The organism is Pseudoalteromonas citrea, from assembly GCF_000238375.3.
Classification (GTDB): Bacteria; Pseudomonadota; Gammaproteobacteria; order Enterobacterales; family Alteromonadaceae; genus Pseudoalteromonas; species Pseudoalteromonas citrea.
In genome coordinates this window covers 734929-754024 of sequence record NZ_AHBZ03000014.1, presented here as the reverse complement: position 1 = coordinate 754024, position 19096 = coordinate 734929, and the positions used below count along the sequence as shown (strand labels likewise).

General features: G+C 40.8%; 14 protein-coding genes. 9 read left to right on the top strand and 5 right to left on the bottom strand.

Annotation, left to right across the window (positions count from 1 at the left end):
- Positions 1-47 precede the first annotated feature (47 nt).
- Entirely contained in the window at positions 48-3758 is a 3711-nt protein-coding gene (locus tag PCIT_RS06680) for an ATP-binding protein (protein ID WP_010363603.1), read from the top strand.
- Complete coding sequence (locus tag PCIT_RS06675) at positions 3759-4661, top strand: diguanylate cyclase domain-containing protein (protein WP_010363604.1); 903 nt, start codon at positions 3759-3761, stop codon at positions 4659-4661.
- Between the two features lie 38 nt (positions 4662-4699).
- On the opposite strand, the gene PCIT_RS06670 is transcribed toward PCIT_RS06675, so the two are convergent.
- Together PCIT_RS06670 and PCIT_RS06665 are read right to left on the bottom strand one after the other, a co-directional pair.
- On the bottom strand, positions 4700-5080 hold the full coding sequence (locus PCIT_RS06670) for a DUF3192 domain-containing protein (protein ID WP_010363605.1): 381 nt from the start codon (positions 5078-5080) through the stop codon (positions 4700-4702).
- A gap of 150 nt (positions 5081-5230) precedes the next feature.
- Complete coding sequence (locus tag PCIT_RS06665) at positions 5231-6178, bottom strand: D-2-hydroxyacid dehydrogenase (RefSeq protein ID WP_010363606.1); 948 nt, start codon at positions 6176-6178, stop codon at positions 5231-5233.
- Between the two features lie 72 nt (positions 6179-6250).
- On the opposite strand from PCIT_RS06665, the gene zntR reads away from it, so the two are divergent.
- The 4 genes from zntR to PCIT_RS06645 all read left to right on the top strand — a co-directional run bounded on the left by zntR (position 6251) and on the right by PCIT_RS06645 (position 9547).
- The gene (zntR, locus tag PCIT_RS06660; protein WP_010363607.1) at positions 6251-6661 is read left to right on the top strand and encodes a Zn(2+)-responsive transcriptional regulator; all 411 of its coding nucleotides are present in this window, start codon (positions 6251-6253) and stop codon (positions 6659-6661) included.
- A complete protein-coding gene (locus PCIT_RS06655; RefSeq protein ID WP_010363608.1) occupies positions 6648-7877 on the top strand; it encodes an SO_0444 family Cu/Zn efflux transporter in 1230 nt (409 codons plus the stop codon). The genes zntR and PCIT_RS06655 overlap by 14 nt, the downstream gene beginning before the upstream one ends.
- A gap of 109 nt (positions 7878-7986) precedes the next feature.
- A complete protein-coding gene (locus PCIT_RS06650; protein WP_010363609.1) occupies positions 7987-9081 on the top strand; it encodes a 1-acyl-sn-glycerol-3-phosphate acyltransferase in 1095 nt (364 codons plus the stop codon).
- 220 nt (positions 9082-9301) lie between these two features.
- Positions 9302-9547 carry a DUF1289 domain-containing protein gene (locus tag PCIT_RS06645; RefSeq protein ID WP_010363610.1) on the top strand — a complete coding sequence of 82 codons (246 nt, stop codon included), beginning with the start codon at positions 9302-9304 and terminating at the stop codon, positions 9545-9547.
- On the opposite strand, the gene PCIT_RS06640 is transcribed toward PCIT_RS06645, so the two are convergent.
- Positions 9544-10230 carry a transporter substrate-binding domain-containing protein gene (locus PCIT_RS06640; RefSeq protein WP_010363611.1) on the bottom strand — a complete coding sequence of 229 codons (687 nt, stop codon included), beginning with the start codon at positions 10228-10230 and terminating at the stop codon, positions 9544-9546. The genes PCIT_RS06645 and PCIT_RS06640 overlap by 4 nt on opposite strands.
- Positions 10231-10345: 115 nt before the next feature.
- On the opposite strand from PCIT_RS06640, the gene PCIT_RS06635 reads away from it, so the two are divergent.
- The 3 genes from PCIT_RS06635 to PCIT_RS06625 are packed head-to-tail and all read left to right on the top strand — an operon-like array spanning position 10346 to position 15457.
- Entirely contained in the window at positions 10346-10555 is a 210-nt protein-coding gene (locus tag PCIT_RS06635) for a DUF3283 family protein (protein ID WP_010363612.1), read from the top strand.
- On the top strand, positions 10555-10962 hold the full coding sequence (locus PCIT_RS06630; RefSeq protein ID WP_010363613.1) for a GNAT family N-acetyltransferase: 408 nt from the start codon (positions 10555-10557) through the stop codon (positions 10960-10962). Before PCIT_RS06635 ends, PCIT_RS06630 begins: the two co-directional genes overlap by 1 nt.
- A gap of 16 nt (positions 10963-10978) precedes the next feature.
- A complete protein-coding gene (locus tag PCIT_RS06625) occupies positions 10979-15457 on the top strand; it encodes an EAL domain-containing protein (RefSeq protein ID WP_010363614.1) in 4479 nt (1492 codons plus the stop codon).
- On the opposite strand, the gene PCIT_RS06620 is transcribed toward PCIT_RS06625, so the two are convergent.
- Positions 15454-16398: an ion transporter gene (locus PCIT_RS06620; RefSeq protein WP_010363615.1), complete on the bottom strand. Its 945-nt coding sequence runs from the start codon at positions 16396-16398 to the stop codon at positions 15454-15456. The two genes, PCIT_RS06625 and PCIT_RS06620, sit on opposite strands and share 4 nt — an antisense overlap.
- Entirely contained in the window at positions 16395-19073 is a 2679-nt protein-coding gene (locus PCIT_RS06615; protein ID WP_010363617.1) for a bifunctional acetate--CoA ligase family protein/GNAT family N-acetyltransferase, read from the bottom strand. Before PCIT_RS06615 ends, PCIT_RS06620 begins: the two co-directional genes overlap by 4 nt.
- Between the last annotated feature and the right edge of the window lie 23 nt (positions 19074-19096).

Here is a 19096-nt window from a genome sequence, read left to right as displayed (position 1 = left end):
TTGCTGGTTAAGGTGTTTGCTATAAGGAACGAACCCAGCCATCCTTTATGGACTTTGAACAAGAATTTGTGCCACTCAAAAAATACCGGCGCGCGATAGCTGTAACCTTAAGTGTTGCGATGCTACTTGCTGGGATTTTATGCCTTCACCTTTACCATATTAAATTAGAAAGAAGTTACGACGAACGCGTCGCGCACTTTCAGCGCCTCAGTGGGCAAGTAGATCGAGCGATGTCTGCTGCTGAAAGTGTATTCCAAAGTGTGTTTATTAGTTTAGAGCAACCCCTAAGTTACCATTTTGACCCATTTATTATGGCGACATTAGATCAGCGAGCTGACTATTATTATCGTAAGTTACCTCACGGTGCTGGTGAAGTAATAGGGCAAGGGCTTTTTTTACAAAGTGCTCAAGCTACTAGTCAATGGCAGCAAGTTATGGCTTTAGGCCCCGCCTTTAATACTGCCTTGGCTTTGATCCAGTCGGTTGATGCTGTGGCTTATATCAAAGACAATGGTTTTGCTTTCGTTAAACGACGAGAAAGTAATGATAGTCGTTTATTAACGGCAATATTGGATGGCAAATTAAGTCCCGACTTTACCAAAAAATCTTACAATAGCAGTAATAAAGTTGAGGTAAACGGACAAACCTATTTCAGTATTGGACAGCGACGTTCAAGTACATCGAATGAGCATGTAATTTTAATTTACAATGCAGAAAAAGTTGCAACTTGGTTAAACAAGGTGATCCTTGCAGATTCACAAGCGACACTCATTAATAAATCAAACGTAAATTTATTATCTGAAAAAATATTTAACCTCGAGCCTTTCAATGAAATGACCTTGTTGGCACCGTGGATTGGTGGTGTGCATTTATTCAATAAAAAAGATACTAGGCCGATTGATTTGGCATTCAAACAAAGTGAACGGGCTTTTCGAACCCCTATTTTGTATGAAATTGCCCTAGAGCTATTGTTTTTAACTGGTTTTATTATCGCTACATTTTTAGCGGTTACTTGGCTCAGTGGACGTATATTTATTCGACCAGTGAGCCATTTTGTTCGGTATTTGATTTTACAAGAACATACACCAAAGACGACCTTTGACTATGTTATTCCCATTGATTGGCAACCATGGTTTGCTCAAATTAAGCGAGTAGTGATGCAAAAACAAGCATTACTAGAGCAACTTAAGCAACATAACCTTGTGCTCGATGAGCAAGTGCAGGAGCAAAAGAAAGCGCTTGCTCGCTCCCTAGATGTAAAAGAGCGTCAGGCATCGCTGCTCAATACCATGCTGGATAATATCCCTGACTTAATTTACTTCAAAAATATAGATGGGTCATTCATTGGCTGTAATGCCGCTTTTGAGGCGTTTTTGCATGTAAAAAGAGAGGAAATAGTTGGCCGTGAATTACATGAAGTCACGAGTCGGTTTTCAGAGTTAACGGCGCTTGAACAATACATGCGATTGCAACAGCGCCCGCTTACGCAAACATTGGTCATGGATGACAAAAGCTATATGTTGACTCTCGCGCCTTTTTATAATGAGCAGGATAGACTTATTGGTAGCTTTGGGGTTGCGCGTGACGTCACTGAGCAGCAGCAAACCATGAAATCTTTACAAACATCTGAAGAAAACTTTAAAGCAGCGATGGAATACGCGCCAAATGGCGTTATTTTGGCATCAATCGATAGAAATGTTTTAGTGTTGAATAAGGCCGCGAAGCGGTATTTAGCCGTGGAAACACCTATTGTTGGCAGTCATTTATCCGCGCTCTTTGCTGAAGAAAGTTATCAATCGCTGGTGGAAACTTTTGATAGATTAGTGACCCATGATCAGAAAATGGCTGAGCTGACCTTGGCACAAGGCGGACACTATAGTTGGTTGCAGCTTAGCGTCTCATTGGTCTGGGATAAGCAACGCAAGCCAAAGTATTTTGTTATTCATATACAGAATATTACGCAGTTAACACGCGCCAAATTAGATGCTGAGCGTGCGACGTTGGCAAAAAGCCGTTTCATTGCCAACATGAGTCATGAAATACGTACACCGATTAATGTTGTGCTTGGGTTAATAGATATAATTCAGGAGCAAGGGCTTAACGATTCGCAGACTGTATACATGGGCCAAGTTACCTATGCTGCTCAGCAGCTATTAAATATGCTGAATAGTATCTTGGAGTTTGCGAAAGTAGAAAGCAATCAGGATAGCTTAGTTACGAGAGAATTCAATTTAATCGGTTTACTCGATGATTGCACACGATTAATTAAGCCTTTGTGCAATCAAAAAGGTTTGGTGTTAGTTAATCAGATAGGGAATTCAGTATTACCCAAGCGTATTGGCGATATGAATAAGCTTAAATTGGTATTAATTAATTTACTTAATAATGCGGTTAAGTATTCGGAAAGTGGCTGTATTACTTTATCGGTCAGCAAAGCGGATTCACAGAGAGAAGATCACTTATGTTTTAGTGTTAGTGATACCGGTGTAGGTATAAAAGAGCAGAACCAAGAGCGACTGTTTGATGCTTTTACACAGGGAGATGATTCTTTGTCACGTAAACATGAAGGTATTGGGCTAGGACTTGCAATAGTTAAACAAGAAGTTGCCTTGCTTGGAGGAGAAATAAAACTTCGGAGTGAATACGGTAAAGGAAGTCAATTTTACTTTGATTTACTGTTACCTAAAGCTGAGCCGAATTTAGGCGATGTAAAGATTTTATGGATGGGAAGTACAGTGCCCCCTTTACTGTTGGATGATGTTCATACCGTTATTGAGTCAGACATCACCCAAATTACTTCGATACTAAAAGGGCAGACTTTTGATTACTTAATATGCGAAGAAATGCCTGAGCCGCAAGTGATGGAGATATTGGTAAGCAACGAAGTGGCGAATTTGGTACAAAGAATATATGTACCCCATAGCCTTCACGCGTTTGTGCAGCAAAACGAGCGAGTGGTCAGGTTATCACAAGATGGATATATACAGCGTATACGCAATGATATTGAAACGCATAGACAGGGTTTGGTAAAAGCGACTGCTCAGCCTGTCAAAATAGCAGGTATGCTGTGTTTGGTGATAGATGATAATGAATTAAACCTAGATATTACTGCTAACTTACTTAATCAAGAAGCGGCTAATGTGGTTAAGTATCAGTCCGCAAAAGATATTGTATTACTTGTTAAGCAACTCCAGCCTGACGTGATATTGATGGATGTCCACATGCCAGAGCTAGATGGTTATGCAGCGACTCGACTATTGCGTGAACAGGTCCCAGAATTGCCTGTAGCAATCATAGCGCTTACAGCCAATGAACAAGCGCAAGAAATCGATCAAGCCATAATGCATGGAATGGATAACTATTTGATAAAACCTGTCTCCAGAGAGTTACTTACACAGACAGTAGCACAATATACTAAGTCTCAAGTTAGCTTTTTTGACCGTACATTCGCACTGAAACAAGTTATGGGGAAAGAGGCGTTTTTGCTCACACTGTTGCAAAAGTTTGCTAAGCTATGTTTAGGGTATATTCAGCAATTAGATGAGCCGCAGTCAGTAAATGATGTGGGCCTATTGGCTCATAGCGTAAAAGGAGCTGCAGCGGGTTTAGGTTTCAATAGGCTTGCTGAGGCCGCGAAGTTACTTGAGCTGCATATAAAGCAAACGAATGAAATAAAAGAACAGGCACTGGTAACTAACCTTAAACTGAAGCTGCAACAAACCGAGTCATATCTGGCGATTGAATGCCAAGGGGATTAAATGCAAAAGACTGCTCGTATTCTAATTGTTGATGATGATCCACTTAATCGTGTGGTATTAGACAATACATTATCGGAAGAGTATCAAATATCGCAATGTGAAAGTGCAGAGCAAGCTTTAACATTTTTAGCTGATAATAAGGTAGATTTGATTATTTCAGATATTCGTATGCCGGGTATGTCGGGGTACGATTTACTTGAGCGGCTCAAAGCAAAGCAGCATACTTACGCTATCCCTGTCATCATTATTTCCGCCAGTAATAGCTATAACGATGAAGCAAAAGGATTACAAATGGGGGCCATGGACTATATAACTAAGCCCTTTAGTCCATTAATTGTCAAAGCAAGGGTAAAAAATCATTTAGCAATTAAGCAAAAAAATGACCTGCTGGAAAAATTAGCCTCAATTGATGGTTTAACGGAAATTCCCAATAGACGTTTGCTTGATGATACTTTGGCCCAGCAATATCAGCAGTGCGCTAAACACGCTACTTCGCTCAGTTTATTGTTAATAGATATAGATTACTTCAAGGAATTTAATGAGCACTATGGTTATGCCGCAGGGGATGAGTGCTTGGTTAAAGTTGCTCATGCTTTAGATGATGCGATTCAAGTTCATGAGGGCTTTGTTGCACGTTATGATGGTGTTCGTTTTGCCGTGATATTGACGGGCCACACCAGCGAAAGTGCGTTAGAAGTCGCATCTCAGATGCATGAAGCAATAGATCGCTTGATGATTGCACATGGCACTTCTCCGATTTGTGCGCATTTAAGTATTAGTATAGGCATAGTACATATTGCGACAGACTTTGATGAAAATGAACTACAAGTGTTTAAACTAGCTGATAGCGCATTACAACAAGCGCATCAGCATCAAGAGCGGGTGGTAGTGATAAACAAGTAAAAAAAACAGCTGTTTATCACTAGCTGACAAAGTATATTTTAAAGGTACTCAATTACAGCGCTTTGACCAATACCAATTAGTTTTCCAGCTTTGAATACCAAGGGAGTACATTCATCTTTAGTGATTTTGCCATCTGAATGTTTACTATTTGTCGAAAAATATAATATTTGAAATACGGTGCCACCTTTATTAACTAACTCTGAGAAATCGGGTGTATCGAACTGTTTAATTACGCTCTTGTATTCGGCGCCATTTGGCAAATTAGCTATTTTTTCTCTATTCGATTTTTGATGCTCTTGCCAATTCTTGCCATTGTGCTTTGAGTTCCAGCCATATTCAGCTTCACCATCAGATACAGCAACGATACAGCCAGATAAGAATGGGGTTGCTAGTAATGCGGCGATAAGTAATTTTTTCATTTGTTCTTCCTAGAGAGTCATTTTTATTTTAACAGTTGCAAATAAGCTGCCAACTTTTTTAATTGTTAAAATCAATGACTTGAACTTTGCTTAAGTGAATAACTTTTAAAAATGGCAAACTGTTCGTATTTTTAACTAATATTTAGTATTTTATACAACTCGATTATTATTCTCTCCATTGTGAAAAGCCGTGATATTTTCTGCAATACACTTTATCAACCGGTCAATTGATTCTTGTGCAGCCCAGGCATTGTGTGGCGTAAGAAGTAAGTTATCCCCCGTGTAATTTACTAAAGGGTTTGATGGTTGTGCTGGCTCTACTGTTAACACATCAAACCCAGCAGCTGCTATTTCTTTCTGTGTTAGCGCATCGACAAGTGCTTGTTCATTAACGATACCGCCACGGGCTGTGTTTAGCAGCACGGCTGAAGGTTTCAGTTGCTTAAATACCTGAGCATTAAATAAGTTTTTGGTTTGCTCGTTGAGTGGACAGTGTATAGAAATAATGTCAGCTGATTGCAGCGCTTCTAAAAATGCGACACGCCCTTCACGAATTGACTTTTCATTCGGTCGCTCTGCGACAATGACGTTAGCGCCAAACGCTTTAGCCACATTTGCTACCGCTTGACCAAGCGTACCGTAGCCAACAATTACGAAGTTTTTACCTGCTATCTCATTGATTGAATGATCTAACCGACAAAACATAGCGCTCTTTTGCCATAAACCATTTTGGCTATCGCTGAGGTAGCGGTGCATATTACCCATCAAATTACCGAGTAAAGTAAATGTGTGTTGCACAACTGCAGGGGTGGAATAACCGGCCACATTACATACGGCAACACCTTGTGCTTTTGCTGCGACGAGGTCTATATTGTTAGTGCCTGTTGCTGCAACACAAATAAGCTTTAGTTTAGGCAATGCTGACAATGTTTCGGCGGTGATGACGACTTTATTACTAATAATAACATCAGCATCTAGGCAGCGAGTGATAACTTGATCATCACGGGTGATTAAATAAGAAGTCAATTCTCCCTGTAATTCAATAGGGGAAAGGTTATTGTTTGCCAACGTTTTGGCGTCGAGTAGAACTATTTTCATAAACGACCTTTGTTATGCTTGACCTTGGGGTTTACTCTAAGGTTTATACTTTAACATACTCAGGAGGGAGATATGAAAATTGGTCAGTTAGCAAAGGCACTAGATGTCAGTACGGATACGTTGCGTTACTATGAAGCACATGGGCTACTCGCTCCCTCTGCACGAACGGAGTCTGGCTACAGGGTTTATACTGAAATTCATTTACAGCAAATGCATTTTATACTCAGAGCGAAAGACGTGGGGTTTAGTTTACGAGAGATTCAGGAGCTTCTGCATATTCAAATTGATAAACATCAACACAGCTGTGAAGAGGTAAAGTATATTACATTGCAAAAGCGAAATTTAGTTCAAAAAAAAATTAATGAATTACAACGATTTGAGCGCTCGTTAACATTTTTAGCCGACCGTTGCTGCGGCGGCAAAGAAAGTGCTGATTATTGTTCAATATTAACGGCTTTAGAGGAAGTAGATGATATTAATTAATAATTTTTGGTCGCTGTTTTTACTATCGGCACCGTGGCTTATGTTAGGGCTATTATTGGCTGGCATCCTAAATGTTTTTATACCAGCAAACTTTTTGCAGCGTCATTTAGGTAAAGAAGGGGCCTGGACCACAATAAAAGCGGCACTTATTGGGGCACCGATGCCACTGTGTTCCTGTGGCGTGATCCCCGCAGCTGTAGGATTAAGACGAGCTGGTGCATCAAAGAGCGCAACAACGGCATTTTTGGTATCAACACCAGAAACGGGTGTTGATTCGGTATCGGTGTCTTATGTTTTATTGGGGCCTTTTATGGCCGTTATTCGACCGATAGCTGCTGTAACAAGTGCCGTAGTGGCGGGTATTTTAGTGGGTAGTGAAAGGCCAAAGGCTATGAGCTCTGAGCGCAAAGAGGTTTTTGGTGACAAAATCTCCCATGATAATGGCAAAGTAAATGTAAAGACCTCAACCAGTTGCTGCTCATCGGCAAAGCCACAGCCGCAGCAAAGTACGACATGCTGTGACTCTGTCATGGTTGGAAAATTACCGGAGCCTACTGAAATAAAAGCTATAAAACGAAGCGCAGAAGCGAGTGATGAATCCACCATGGTAAGTTCGTGTTGTGACTCCCAAGCTGCTAAGCCTCAGCAGCAAGTCATATCAACTAAGGTATGGCAGGCAATAAAATTTAGTTCTAATAAACTCTTATCAGATACCATGGTCTGGTTAATGATCGGGCTATTTTTTGCTGCATTGGTGCAAACATTCGTGCCAACTTCTTTTCTTAGTCAGTGGGGCAATGGCATTATTGCTATGCTGGTGGTGATCTTGGTAAGTATTCCTATGTATATATGCGCCACCGCCTCAACACCAATCGCGGCGGGGCTATTGATGGCTGGAGTCTCTCCTGGGGCTGTGTTGGTTTTTATGTTGGCTGGTCCTGCAACAAATATTGCGACACTTGGTGTAGTAGGGAAAGAGCTTGGGACAAGAGCTGTCTTTGCGTATTTATTCGGTGTCATCGGCGTGGCAATTGCATTTGGCTTTTTGACAGACTATTTAGTTACTGACTATGGGTTTGAAGTATATTCGGCAATGATTATGCAGCATGAAATACTGCCTCATTGGTTTTCTGCTAGCTGTGCAATAGTCTTGTCTTTATTAATGTTACGATTAGTATTGATTAAACTTGGTAAAAGTTATTATGTTTCAAGGTAGTAGTAGTACTTGCAATGGTGGTCAGACTTGTTAGTCTTAGCTTAACAGGCAATAGCACGATAAAATAGTCCCGATATTTCGTTTAATTTTTGACAAAAAGAGCCGTTGAGTGGATAAATACGCAGATATAAGACCTTACAATGATGAGGAAGTTACCGCAGCATTAAGCCGGTTGCTCGCAGATAATAGCTTCATTGATGTGATAACGACGCACACTTTACCTGCTTGGTTGAGTAAATGGTCTGCATTGTGCCGCCCTCTTGTGCGGAGTCAATTGCGACGAAAATGGGGAGGGTTTAATACTGTTAATCAAGTGCAGGATGAAGTTGCACGCTATTTAGAAATGTTGATAAAAAATACGACGAGTAAAGTGACCTATTCTGGTCTTGACTCGTTGGACAGAGAGTCTGCGTATCTGTTTATTTCTAATCATCGTGATATTGTCTTGGACCCAGCATTAATGAATTGGGGTTTACATAGCCACAACATGAATACGGTACGTATTGCAATTGGTGATAATTTACTACAAGTACCCTATATCACTGAGTTAATGCGATTAAATAAAAGCTTTATCGTGAAACGCTCTGCAAAAGCACCAAAAGAGATGCTTAAAGCACTCACACATCTTTCAAGTTATATTTTTGATTCGTTGGACTCTGGTCAGTCTATTTGGATTGCTCAAAAAGAAGGCCGTGCCAAAGATGGTGTGGATCAAACTGATCCGGCGCTACTCAAAATGTTACAGTTGTATGGAAGAAAGCAAAAGCTCCCTTTTAGTGAGTATATAAAACAATTAAAAATAGTACCTGTGTCGATTTCTTATCAGTATGAGCCATGTGCAGTAGCTAAAGCCAAAGAGTTGGTTCATAAGCAGCAATATGGAAGCTATGTAAAAGCTGATGGGGAAGATATCGAGAGCATTCTAGAGGGGATCCGTTCAGATAAAGGCCATGTTCACGTTTCATTTGGTCAACCGATAACAGAACACTGTGACTCTCCAGAAATGTTAGCAGAAACCATAGATAAACAAATTATTGGACAGTATTTTTTGCATCCGAGTAACTATATTGCTGCCGGAAATGAACATGAAGTGTCACATGAGGAGCAGCATGACTTTATGAGCCGAATAGAGCTTGTGCCTGAAGAACTTAAAAAGCAAGTCTTGGAAATGTACGCTGAGCCTTTAAAGCGTAAAGCGATGTAATTGTCAGTCATTACTGTTTTTTTGAAAGCGCCATATTAGTCTGGCGCTTTTTTTGTATCTGCAGTCGATTATTTTTGAATGGATGATTTTTTGTACAAAATGGGGTTATACTTGGAATAGAAAAACATGTGATTTATTGAGGTTGCTCTGGTCTGAGATCAGATTAAGCACAGTAGTGTGACTTAAGTATCAGTATAGATCCGACAAGCAGTGAGTTAATGTGGAACAAATTGAAATATTTGAGATCCCCAACCCTTGTAAAGGGATATGTGAAGTTAATAATAGGGGCTATTGCAAAGGGTGTTATCGTAGTAGAGAAGAGCGCTTTACATGGGGTGAGTTGACCGATCAACAAAAGCGCGCTGTTGTGGTTTTGTGCCAGCAAAGATATCGGCGCTACTTAAAAAGAAAATCAAGCCACGACATCACTATACTGGAGAGCAAACAACAACAGTTAGACTTTTAAATACCATATTTCTGCTTGAGCATCTTAATGGTGCCTTTCTCCATCATTTTCTCTAAAACCTGATTAATTTTAGGGACCAGCTTTGTGTGTTTCTTATGTACATAATGATATATGTTTATTTTATGTACTGCCCGATTAGTAATATCAAGTGACTGCAACTTATCCAAATATTTTTTTATATGAAAGTCAATGGCCAGGGCGGCACTGACTTTTTTTTGTATCAGGAGGTTCAACTGGGTAGAGCTGCTTTTTACTTTTATGAGTTCTCCTTTATAATCATGAGCTTTTAAATATCCAGCTGGAGCTAAGTGAGAGCCAATAATAACGATAGAGCTGGACTCAGATACTGAACACTTTTCACAGTAACTTAGGAGTTGCAGATTTGAGTGTAAAATAGGCATGTTGATTTTAATTAAAGCAGGGTATTGCTCAGAGACATCGCTAACTCTGCCTAATTGACCATCTAGTACACCCTCATTAGCTGCGACTAATGCACTTTGATAGTCAAAATCGACAATTTTTAACGTGTAGCCCAGTTGTTTGTAGACTAATGTCATTAACTCGACTGCATATCTAGACTGTGGATTATCCGCTGGTCGGTTAAAGAGTAGGGTGTTGCTACTGCTGGCAATAGCGCTAAAAATTAAAAGGTATAGGGTTAAAGCATGGCGTATAATTTTCATAGGTCCTGTTGTTTTATTATTATTTCAGGCTCGTTACAGAGGGTTTAGATCTCAGTCTAGCAAATTAATAATTTATGTTACACTAGCTAAATGTTTACTTCTGTAATAATGCACTATGAGTTTTAATCTTTGTAAATTGCCCCGTCATGAAAAGTATCAAATCCAGTTAGAATATGAATCGTCATTTTGGGCCTATCAAATTAAACGCGGTAAGCGCTCGAGAGAGATGGTGTACGACACGATTAATAGTCGCCCTGTTGCAGAGCAGACATTTTTAAAACAGCGATTTGAGTATTATCTAAGTATTATGCTCGCAGGTTCATAGTGTACTCGGTTCATTGTTTAGAGCCGATAAGTGTGCCACTGGTAAATAAGTTTTATAAGCAGTTTTCTGTTAGGGGCCGAGCAAATAAACAAGACCAGTGTTGGGTCACTAAGTCAAACAAAATCATTGCAGCGTGTAGGCTACAAAATAAAGACGACGTACTTTTTTTATCTACCGTATTTGTAGATCCTGAATTTAGGACTCAAGGCGTTGCAAGGTACTTACTAAAATCGGCATTAGATGCTCAGTACAGTAATATATATACGTTTGCTTATCGTGACCTCGAGCCGTTTTATCTCGGGCTAGGTTTTGAACGCGTATCTGCTTTGCCAGAACATTTATCATGCTGTTTTGCTAATTATGTTAGGCAAAAACGTGATATTGTGGCGATGTGTATTTATAAATAATTGTTAGCCGTCTTCTATGAGATCTTTGGTATTTTTACATACTTTTCTGATATTGTTGGGCATTAGCTCGTTTTTTATTGGCGCCTCTGAGGTGAAGCGATTGTCTCCTTCAGAGGGATTATCGCAAAGTTACGTAAACACGCTCATCATCGATAATAAAGGGTATCTATGGCTATCTACAGAGGGTGGCCTAAATAGGTATGATGGCTATCAAGTTTTGCGTGTCAAAGGCCCGCAAGGTGAACTTGAAGAAGTGGTGATCGACCGGATTTACCAAGACCCATTAAACCGTATTTGGATAGCATCACGTCGCTTAGGCCTCTACAGTTATGACCCCGCATTAGATGAATACCATAAATATTTGCAGGCAGTAAAATCCCAAGAAGAGATGCGCGAGCAGTCAGTAAACCAGATGTTGGCGAAAAACGATGAGCAACTATGGTTGGGGCGTGGTAACAATGTTGCTTTATTGGATATTGCGTCCGGCGATGTTTCTATTGAGGTGACTCTCCCTATCAATAAGCGGTCAGGTTTTGTTAGGCAATTACTGCATAAAGATAAATACCTGTTTATCGCAACCTCTGAAGGCGCATTCGTATATAACCTTGACTCACAAGTCCTCAATAAAATTATACATGTTGAAAAGCCAATAGATAATTTACAGCAGCACACTAAATCATTGGCATTTTTAGGCGATGATAGACTACTTATTGGAGCTGTTAATGGGCTATATGAAATTGATATTGCTCATTTGGAAGGTGGTCCTCGGGTTTGGCAGAGTAAGCAGCTTTTAAACGACATGAATGTTTGGAAGATAGACGTAAATACTGATGCTTTATTACTAGGTACAGACAAAGGGCTAATGCACTACAGTTTGTTGGATGGTTCATTGGTACGGGATGAGCGTATTTCGAACAGCCAATATACTTTGACTGATAAAAGTATTATTGATTTCTTGGAGGATAAATATGGTGCTTTATGGCTGGCTACCAAGCGTGATGGTGCTTTTTATATCCCAAAACAAAAAACGCAATTTAAAAACGTCAATAATAATTCAGTGAAGGGCAGTGGGTTTTCGCATGCAACAGTGTGGTCATTGCTACAATATAAGGGCAAAATTTGGGCATCTACCAATGATGGTTTGACGAGTTATGATATCGCAAGTAATGAGGCCACAGCTTATCTTAAGGGGTATATGGGGGAGCCCGTTATGCCTGAATTTTCGATTGCTCGTACTTTCCTATATAACGATAAGATTTGGCTCGAAAGTAACCGAGGCTTATTTATTTTTGATCCAAATACATATGAAATAAGTCGACCTCACGTAAAGAACCTAGAACAACAAAAAATAATTGAGGGTCAATTGTTTGGTATGTTATTAATGCCTAATGGGAAGCTGTATTTTATACACCCAAGTGAAGGCTTTTTTTACTATGACATAGAGAAAGGATCATTACAGAAGTTAGAAGGGGATATCGGAACAAGAAATCCGTTCTTGTCCTATGGCTTTTCACCCCCACTACCAGATAAACCAGACCATCCCCTGTATTATTCTGGCGGTGTATTATATCGAATGGATCCAGATACATGTGAGTTAGATATTATCTATTCTGTACCTGGTGCGAATGAAAACCTTCCCGTTTCTTTATTAACTTATAGTGTCGATAAAAATAATATTTTGTGGTTAGCATTTTCAAATTTTGGCTTAGTAGGCTTGTCTTTAGATGGGTTTGAAGTGGTTCATACGATTGACTTAAAAAAGCTAAAGTTGGGCACTCCTATGTATGGAATGCACCAAGACGATGCGCAGATGATTTGGATGTCTTCGCATAAAGGAATTTGGCGTTTGGATCCTGATAACCTCCACATGCAGCAATTCACAATTAATGATGGCTTATCTACAAATGAGTTTAACGGTGGTTCGTCTTTAAAGTTGTCGGATGATCGAATCGTTTACGGCTCATTGGAAGGCTTTACTATTTTTGACCCGAAAAAAAACCGCCCACATGAACCACTACTATCTCAAGTAAATATTACATCAGTAGACCTTATGTCGCGTAAGTTACACTCGTATGGCTTGAAAACGTTTGGTGACATTGTTTTAAATCATGATGACATTGGTCTTGAGGTCGCATTTTCGGCGATGGTGTTTAATTATCAGCAGGGCATTGTGTATGAATATCAAATATCGGGTGGGCAAAAAATCCTGACGCGAGGCCATAATCGCGTCACTTTCCCAAAACTCAATCCTGGAAGCTATCAATTAAAAGTGTGGGCAAAAGATCCGCTTACCGGAGACTACACAAACCCTGCTAAATTAAATATTCGGGTTAAATATCCAATTTGGCGCTCGCCTCCTGCACTGGCCATTTATTTGATGCTGATCCTGTTTATTTTTGGCTTATGGTTATACCGAAAGAGTCGTATTGAGCAGATGATCATTGCGGCACACAAAGATACCCAAAATAGTGAAGCACGGCTAAAACTGGCGCTTGAAAGCAGTGGTTCAGGGGTGTGGGATTGGCACTTACAAAGTCAATTAATTTATCAGCCTCGGCTGTTTTCAGAGTTAGAGTACGCACAAAATAACATTGGTCTTGATGATTATTTACAGCTTATTCATCCGCATGACAGAGGCATTTTCAGGCTCGAATGGTTGGAGTTTGTATCGACAAATAAAGGCGTATTCAATTGCACTTATCGTCTTAAACATGCCAAAGGACATTGGCGTTGGTACAAAGATTTCGGCAAAGTGATGGCGTGGCAAGATGGTACACCTGAACGTGTAACTGGCACGTACACCAACTTAACCCGAGAGCGCATGTTTGAAGAGCGGGCTCGATTATTTGGCGCCGCATTTGAAAAAACCCGTGACTGGGTGTTTATTTTGGACAAGAACCTACGTATTCAGGCATGTAATACCGCGTTACAGCAAGCATTTAATATTGAGGCTGAGCCAAAGTCGAGCACGAATTTACACTTGGGGTTAAATCGCCATACTCGGATGAGCTATTTACGTAAAATGACTCAGTTAAAAGTAGGGCAACATATTAGTACTGAAGAGCAGTTGGTATTAGCAAACAACCAAACGTGTCATGTTCTGATTAAAATAAGCGCAGTGGATGGCTTGCAGGGTGATTTACATAATTATGTTGTTGTTTTAACTGATATCTCATCACAAAAGCGTACCGAGAAAGAGCTTTATCAATTGGCTAACTATGATGCATTAACGCAATTACCAAATAAGGCGCTATTTATTGATCGAACACATCATGCTATCGAACAAAATCATAATACCCAACCTGTCGCAGTATTAGCGATTCGTTTTAAGCGTATACAATATTATAAAGATAGCTATGACAAAGCGTATTTTGAGTCATTGCTACAACAATTAGCGACAACATTACAATGCTGCTTTCGAGACCAAGATAGTTTAGCGATTGGCGTAAATAAAGAGTTTTATGTATTAATGGAACAAGTGGATGATGTGTCACAAGTGGTTCGTTATGTGAGCTGCTTAATGCGTCGTTTTGAAGCCCCAATCTCAGTGTTAGAACAAAGCTGTATTATGCAATTAAGTATAGGGGTTGCGATGTATCCAGAAGACGCAATGGATGCGTTTACGCTTAATGATAATGCGAAGGTTGCTTTAAGCCATGCAGCAAAGCATGTCGGTAATCATTATCAGTTTTATCGCACTGAACTTAATCAACAAGTACAAAAGACCATTGAAATAGAGAAGAGGTTGCAGGTTGCCTGTCAAAGAAGTGAGTTTAGTAACTTGTATCAGCCGATCATCAGTGGCACCAGCAAAGTGGTAGATGGCTTTGAGGTCATGTTACAGTGGCCTACAAATATCAATTATAGCCAGAGTGAGTTATCTGATGCTGCCCAGCAGTCTGGTTTGGTAACTGAATTAATGTTGGATACGTTAGAGCGGGCATTGATTGAGTTAAAGCAATGGCACTTGGTGTCGCCACAGTTGTATATTTCAATTAACTTGTCGCCTTATGATTTTCAGTATCCGGAGCTTGTAAGTAAGATAGATAGTACTTTAAAGCGTGCGCAGGTACAGGGTAAGTATGTCGTTTTTGAAGTCTCAGAGCCAGTCATGATGACAGATATACCTAACGCACTAGCGCGGATGTATCAATTAAGAGTACTTGGTTGTCGACTATTTATGGATGACTTTGGTACTAGCTACGCGTCATTGACCTATTTGAAGCAATTTCCAGTTGATGTGCTTAAAATTGATAAAGGGTTTATTCAAGATATTGGCATAGATACTGAGCATGAGATCATTATTCACTCCATTTTGTCTTTGGCTCATAATCTGGGGATCCAGTGTGTTGCTGATGGTATTGAAGAGGCCGCTCAAATGAAGTTTTTGCGCTTGCTTGGCTGCGATTACTTTCAAGGTTCGTTATTTAGCGAGCCAGTACTAGGTGAGCAAGTAGAAGACTTGCTCAAGCATGGTTGGCAACAACGTTTTTAAAGTTTGTTGCCACAATGTCTGCAATAAATTGCATACGCCCGTTGACTGGTCATGATTTTGATTGCTTGATTCGCCTCACTTAGGCTTAACCCAAGTTCAATACGCAAAGCCTCTAGATGCTGCCGCTCTTGTTCGTCTAGTTCTCCATCATGAAGACTATGCAAAATGGCTTCATTAAATGCATCCCTGCGCTTTCTTAGCTGTTCTGCAAAACTCGACGCCAGTAGGCCTGTTGGTATGGCAACCATGCCCATACTGAGTAACGTGATCACCCCACCAAAGAAGCGACCGATAGGTGTAATAGGAACAACGTCACCATAGCCTACAGTCGTAAGGGTTGCCATTGCCCACCACATTGATTCGGGAATAGAGCCAAATTTGTCAGGTTGTACATCGTGCTCTAGTAAGTAAATACCGCACGACGCCATAATAAGCACCACAGACATGATAAAAAAGGCAGCAAGTAAACTACTTCCCTCCTCTCTAAATGCAGCGAGTAGTAGCTGCATAGCCCTAGAGTATCTGGTGAGCTTAAATATGCGAAATAGCCGAATAACTCTTAAAAAGCGCAAATCAAATGCAAAAAACATCATCAGTAATGAAGGAAGGATCGCCATTAAGTCGATAAGCGCTAACGGAGAAAATAGGTATTTTATGCGCTTTTTACTGTTAGTGGCACTAAGTTCTTTATAGCCCGCTTGTTCTACGCTCGACCATAGCCTTAATAAGTACTCAAAAGCAAAGATCCCAACAGAAGTTACTTCTAACAATAAAAAGTGAGATTGGTATTGGGCGGTTAATTCCGGCACAGACTCTAACACAATGGCAACGACATTAATCATAATGAGTGTGATCAAGAATACATCTAAATATCCACCGGCCTTTTGATAAGGGGCTTTTCCAGCTAATAATGCAGCAACCTTTACACGATATGAGCTCATGGCAAGGTATTCACTAATAATCGCATGTTAACGGTTCCTTCTTCAAAGTCACGGGTAATTGTAAACCCCAGCTTTTTTGATAGTTCAATCATACCGCTATTCTCAGGGAGCGTTATGCCCTCAATAACAGCAACGCCAAGGGCTTGGCAGTGCTTTATGGCTGCTAACATTAACACTTTTCCAAGTCCAAGACCCTGACAGTCCGATCTCACTATGACTGAGAACTCTGCATTCGAGTTATCAGGGTCCATTAGCACTCGTGAAACGCCGAGTGTTCTATGCGCGCTTTTATATGGTTGAGAAACAATAAATGCCATTTCTCGATCGTAGTCAATTTGTGTCATCTTGGCGAGTTGATCATGATTAAACTGCGGCAGTTCACCGAAAAAGCGTCGGTAACGGTCCTCTTTTGTCAGTGATTGATCAAACTCTTGATGGGCTCGTTCATCTTCTGGTTTTATGGGACGCAATGTAGCGATAGTATCATTTTTTAAGGTGATTTGAGTTTCAAGTTCTTTTGGATAAGGCCGTATAGCAAGCCTTTTTTTACCCTGTTGTGGTTGGTATGAGCGCAGTGTAATGTTGGCGTCTAAAACCAAAAACTGTCCTGAACTCGCCAGTATAGGATTAAGCTCGACACTATAAATATTCGGTTGATCGACCACTAATTGCGAGACGCGTGTTAACAATGCACATAACCGGTATTTATCGACTTTGTCTGGTAAAGTACGATCTTTTAATACCCCCTTATCTTGTGCTGCGGCAATTAAATACTTCGCCAAGTTCATATTCAATGGTGGCAGGGAGACAGCCGCTTGCGAAAACTCTAGGCCAGTGCCAGCTTCACCTAACAGGATGACTGGTCCGAAATTATGCTCAGTTTTAATTGCGATTCTCAGCTCTTGTACGCCTGCACGCGGCGCCATTTTTTGTAGTGAGAACCCTTCAATTTCGGCGTCAGGGTAGGTTTCCTTTATGCGAAGCAGCATGGCAAAAGCAGTCTGTTCGACTTCACTGGCGTCATTGAGGTTTAACACCACTCCCCCAACTTCGGACTTAGAAGGAATGGATGCACTGATGAGCTTTAAAGCAATAGGAAAGCCTAGTAATTGCGCTTGCTCTTTAGCTTCACTGGGGGTGAGGGCCGTGAGTGTCTCAATGCAATTAATACCGTAATAACATAGGATTTGGCTGGCAAGATGAGTAGATAAATGGGTAAACCCCTGTTCAAGGAAATTCTCCACTTGCTGTTTTGCGGATTGGCTATCTACTTGAGTGCCTTCGCTGGTGGACTCAGGTGTTTGGGTCAGATGCTTTTGGTTGCGTCGATAACTGACCAAATGCATAAAGGCCCCTACGGCACCTTCAGGCGTGCGATAAGTTGGAATTGCGTGCTCTGCGCACTCATAGCGCGCCTCGTATGCCGCTTCTTCACCCATAAAGTTGGTCATGACATAAGGGCGCGCCATTTTTGGGATCTTATTGAGTGTTGTCGCGATGATCTGTGCATATTCTTCACTGGGCGCTAATGCTGAAGGCGTATGAATGATCAACAAATTTTTTACTTCAGGGGCTTTGAGTAAAATATCAAGTGCCTGCTGGTAGCGCTGTGGAGAGGAGTCACCAAAAATATCAACAGGGTTAGAGGTCATATCCGATTGCGGGATCACTTTGTTTAAGGCATCTTTGGTGTGCTGTGAAAGTTGTGCCAATTTACCAGAGCGCTGTAGCAATGTATCAACAGCCATGATCCCCGGTCCACCACCATTGGTCAGAATGGTGAGTTGCTCTACCTGTAACAGCTTTGGGTGCAGAGCGAGAGTTTGTGTGGCTGCGAATAACTCCCTTAAGTCATTTACACGCAGCATGCCTGCACGCTGAAACATGGCATCATATACCGCATCATCTGATGTCTTTCCGCCTGTATGAATAAAGGCGGCTTCTGCGCCAGCTTGTGTACGGCCTGTTTTGATAACAATAACAGGCTTACTAAACGCGGCTGCGCGAGCTGCGGAGATAAACCGTCTCACATCTTCAATGTTATCGATGTAAAGCAAAATGGCTTTGGTTTTAGCATCTCGACCTAAAAAGTCGAGTAGTTCATCAAAATCGATGTCAAGGCAATCCCCAACAGACACAAAGTATGAGAAACCAATTCTTTTATTTTTTGCCCAATCTAAAATGGTGGAACAGACGGCTGCTGATTGTGAAATAAAGGCAAGCCGGCCAGGTTTTGCAACCGTATGAGAAAAACTGGCATTAAGACCCAAATGAGGGATCAGTAAGCCAAGACAATTTGAGCCGAGTAAAGTCACATTCATCGATTTTGCTAAATGCTTTAGTGATTCCTTTTGTTGGATGTTTAAGCCCGCAGCAATCACAATTGCATGCTGACATCCACGTTGACCAAGCTGTGTGATAATGTCATTTAAGGTGCTTTTATTAGTGCATATAACAGCAAGATCAGGGGTATGAGGCAAGCTGTCGATGTTAGAGTACGCTAATACGCCATGTACAGCATTGTGTTTAGGGCTAACTGGCATAATTGGCCCTTTAAAGCCGCCTTGTAGTAAGTTACGCATGACGATATAACCTGCCCTGGCTGGGTTATTTGATGCGCCAATAACGGCAACAGAGCGAGGAGAGAAAAACTGACTTATACGTTTCACGCTCATAGGGATTCCTTAGTTTCTTTTCG

Bases quoted from the DNA above. Each gene is read 5' to 3' on its own strand.
- PCIT_RS06680 (WP_010363603.1), top strand. From the start codon at position 48: ATGGACTTTGAACAAGAATTTGTGCCACTCAAAAAATACCGGCGCGCG.
- PCIT_RS06675 (WP_010363604.1), top strand. From the start codon at position 3,759: ATGCAAAAGACTGCTCGTATTCTAATTGTTGATGATGATCCACTTAAT.
- PCIT_RS06670 (WP_010363605.1), bottom strand. From the start codon at position 5,080: ATGAAAAAATTACTTATCGCCGCATTACTAGCAACCCCATTCTTATCT.
- PCIT_RS06665 (WP_010363606.1), bottom strand. From the start codon at position 6,178: ATGAAAATAGTTCTACTCGACGCCAAAACGTTGGCAAACAATAACCTT.
- zntR (WP_010363607.1), top strand. From the start codon at position 6,251: ATGAAAATTGGTCAGTTAGCAAAGGCACTAGATGTCAGTACGGATACG.
- PCIT_RS06655 (WP_010363608.1), top strand. From the start codon at position 6,648: ATGATATTAATTAATAATTTTTGGTCGCTGTTTTTACTATCGGCACCG.
- PCIT_RS06640 (WP_010363611.1), bottom strand. From the start codon at position 10,230: ATGAAAATTATACGCCATGCTTTAACCCTATACCTTTTAATTTTTAGC.
- PCIT_RS06635 (WP_010363612.1), top strand. From the start codon at position 10,346: ATGAGTTTTAATCTTTGTAAATTGCCCCGTCATGAAAAGTATCAAATC.
- PCIT_RS06625 (WP_010363614.1), top strand. From the start codon at position 10,979: ATGAGATCTTTGGTATTTTTACATACTTTTCTGATATTGTTGGGCATT.
- PCIT_RS06620 (WP_010363615.1), bottom strand. From the start codon at position 16,398: ATGAGCTCATATCGTGTAAAGGTTGCTGCATTATTAGCTGGAAAAGCC.
- PCIT_RS06615 (WP_010363617.1), bottom strand. From the start codon at position 19,073: ATGAGCGTGAAACGTATAAGTCAGTTTTTCTCTCCTCGCTCTGTTGCC.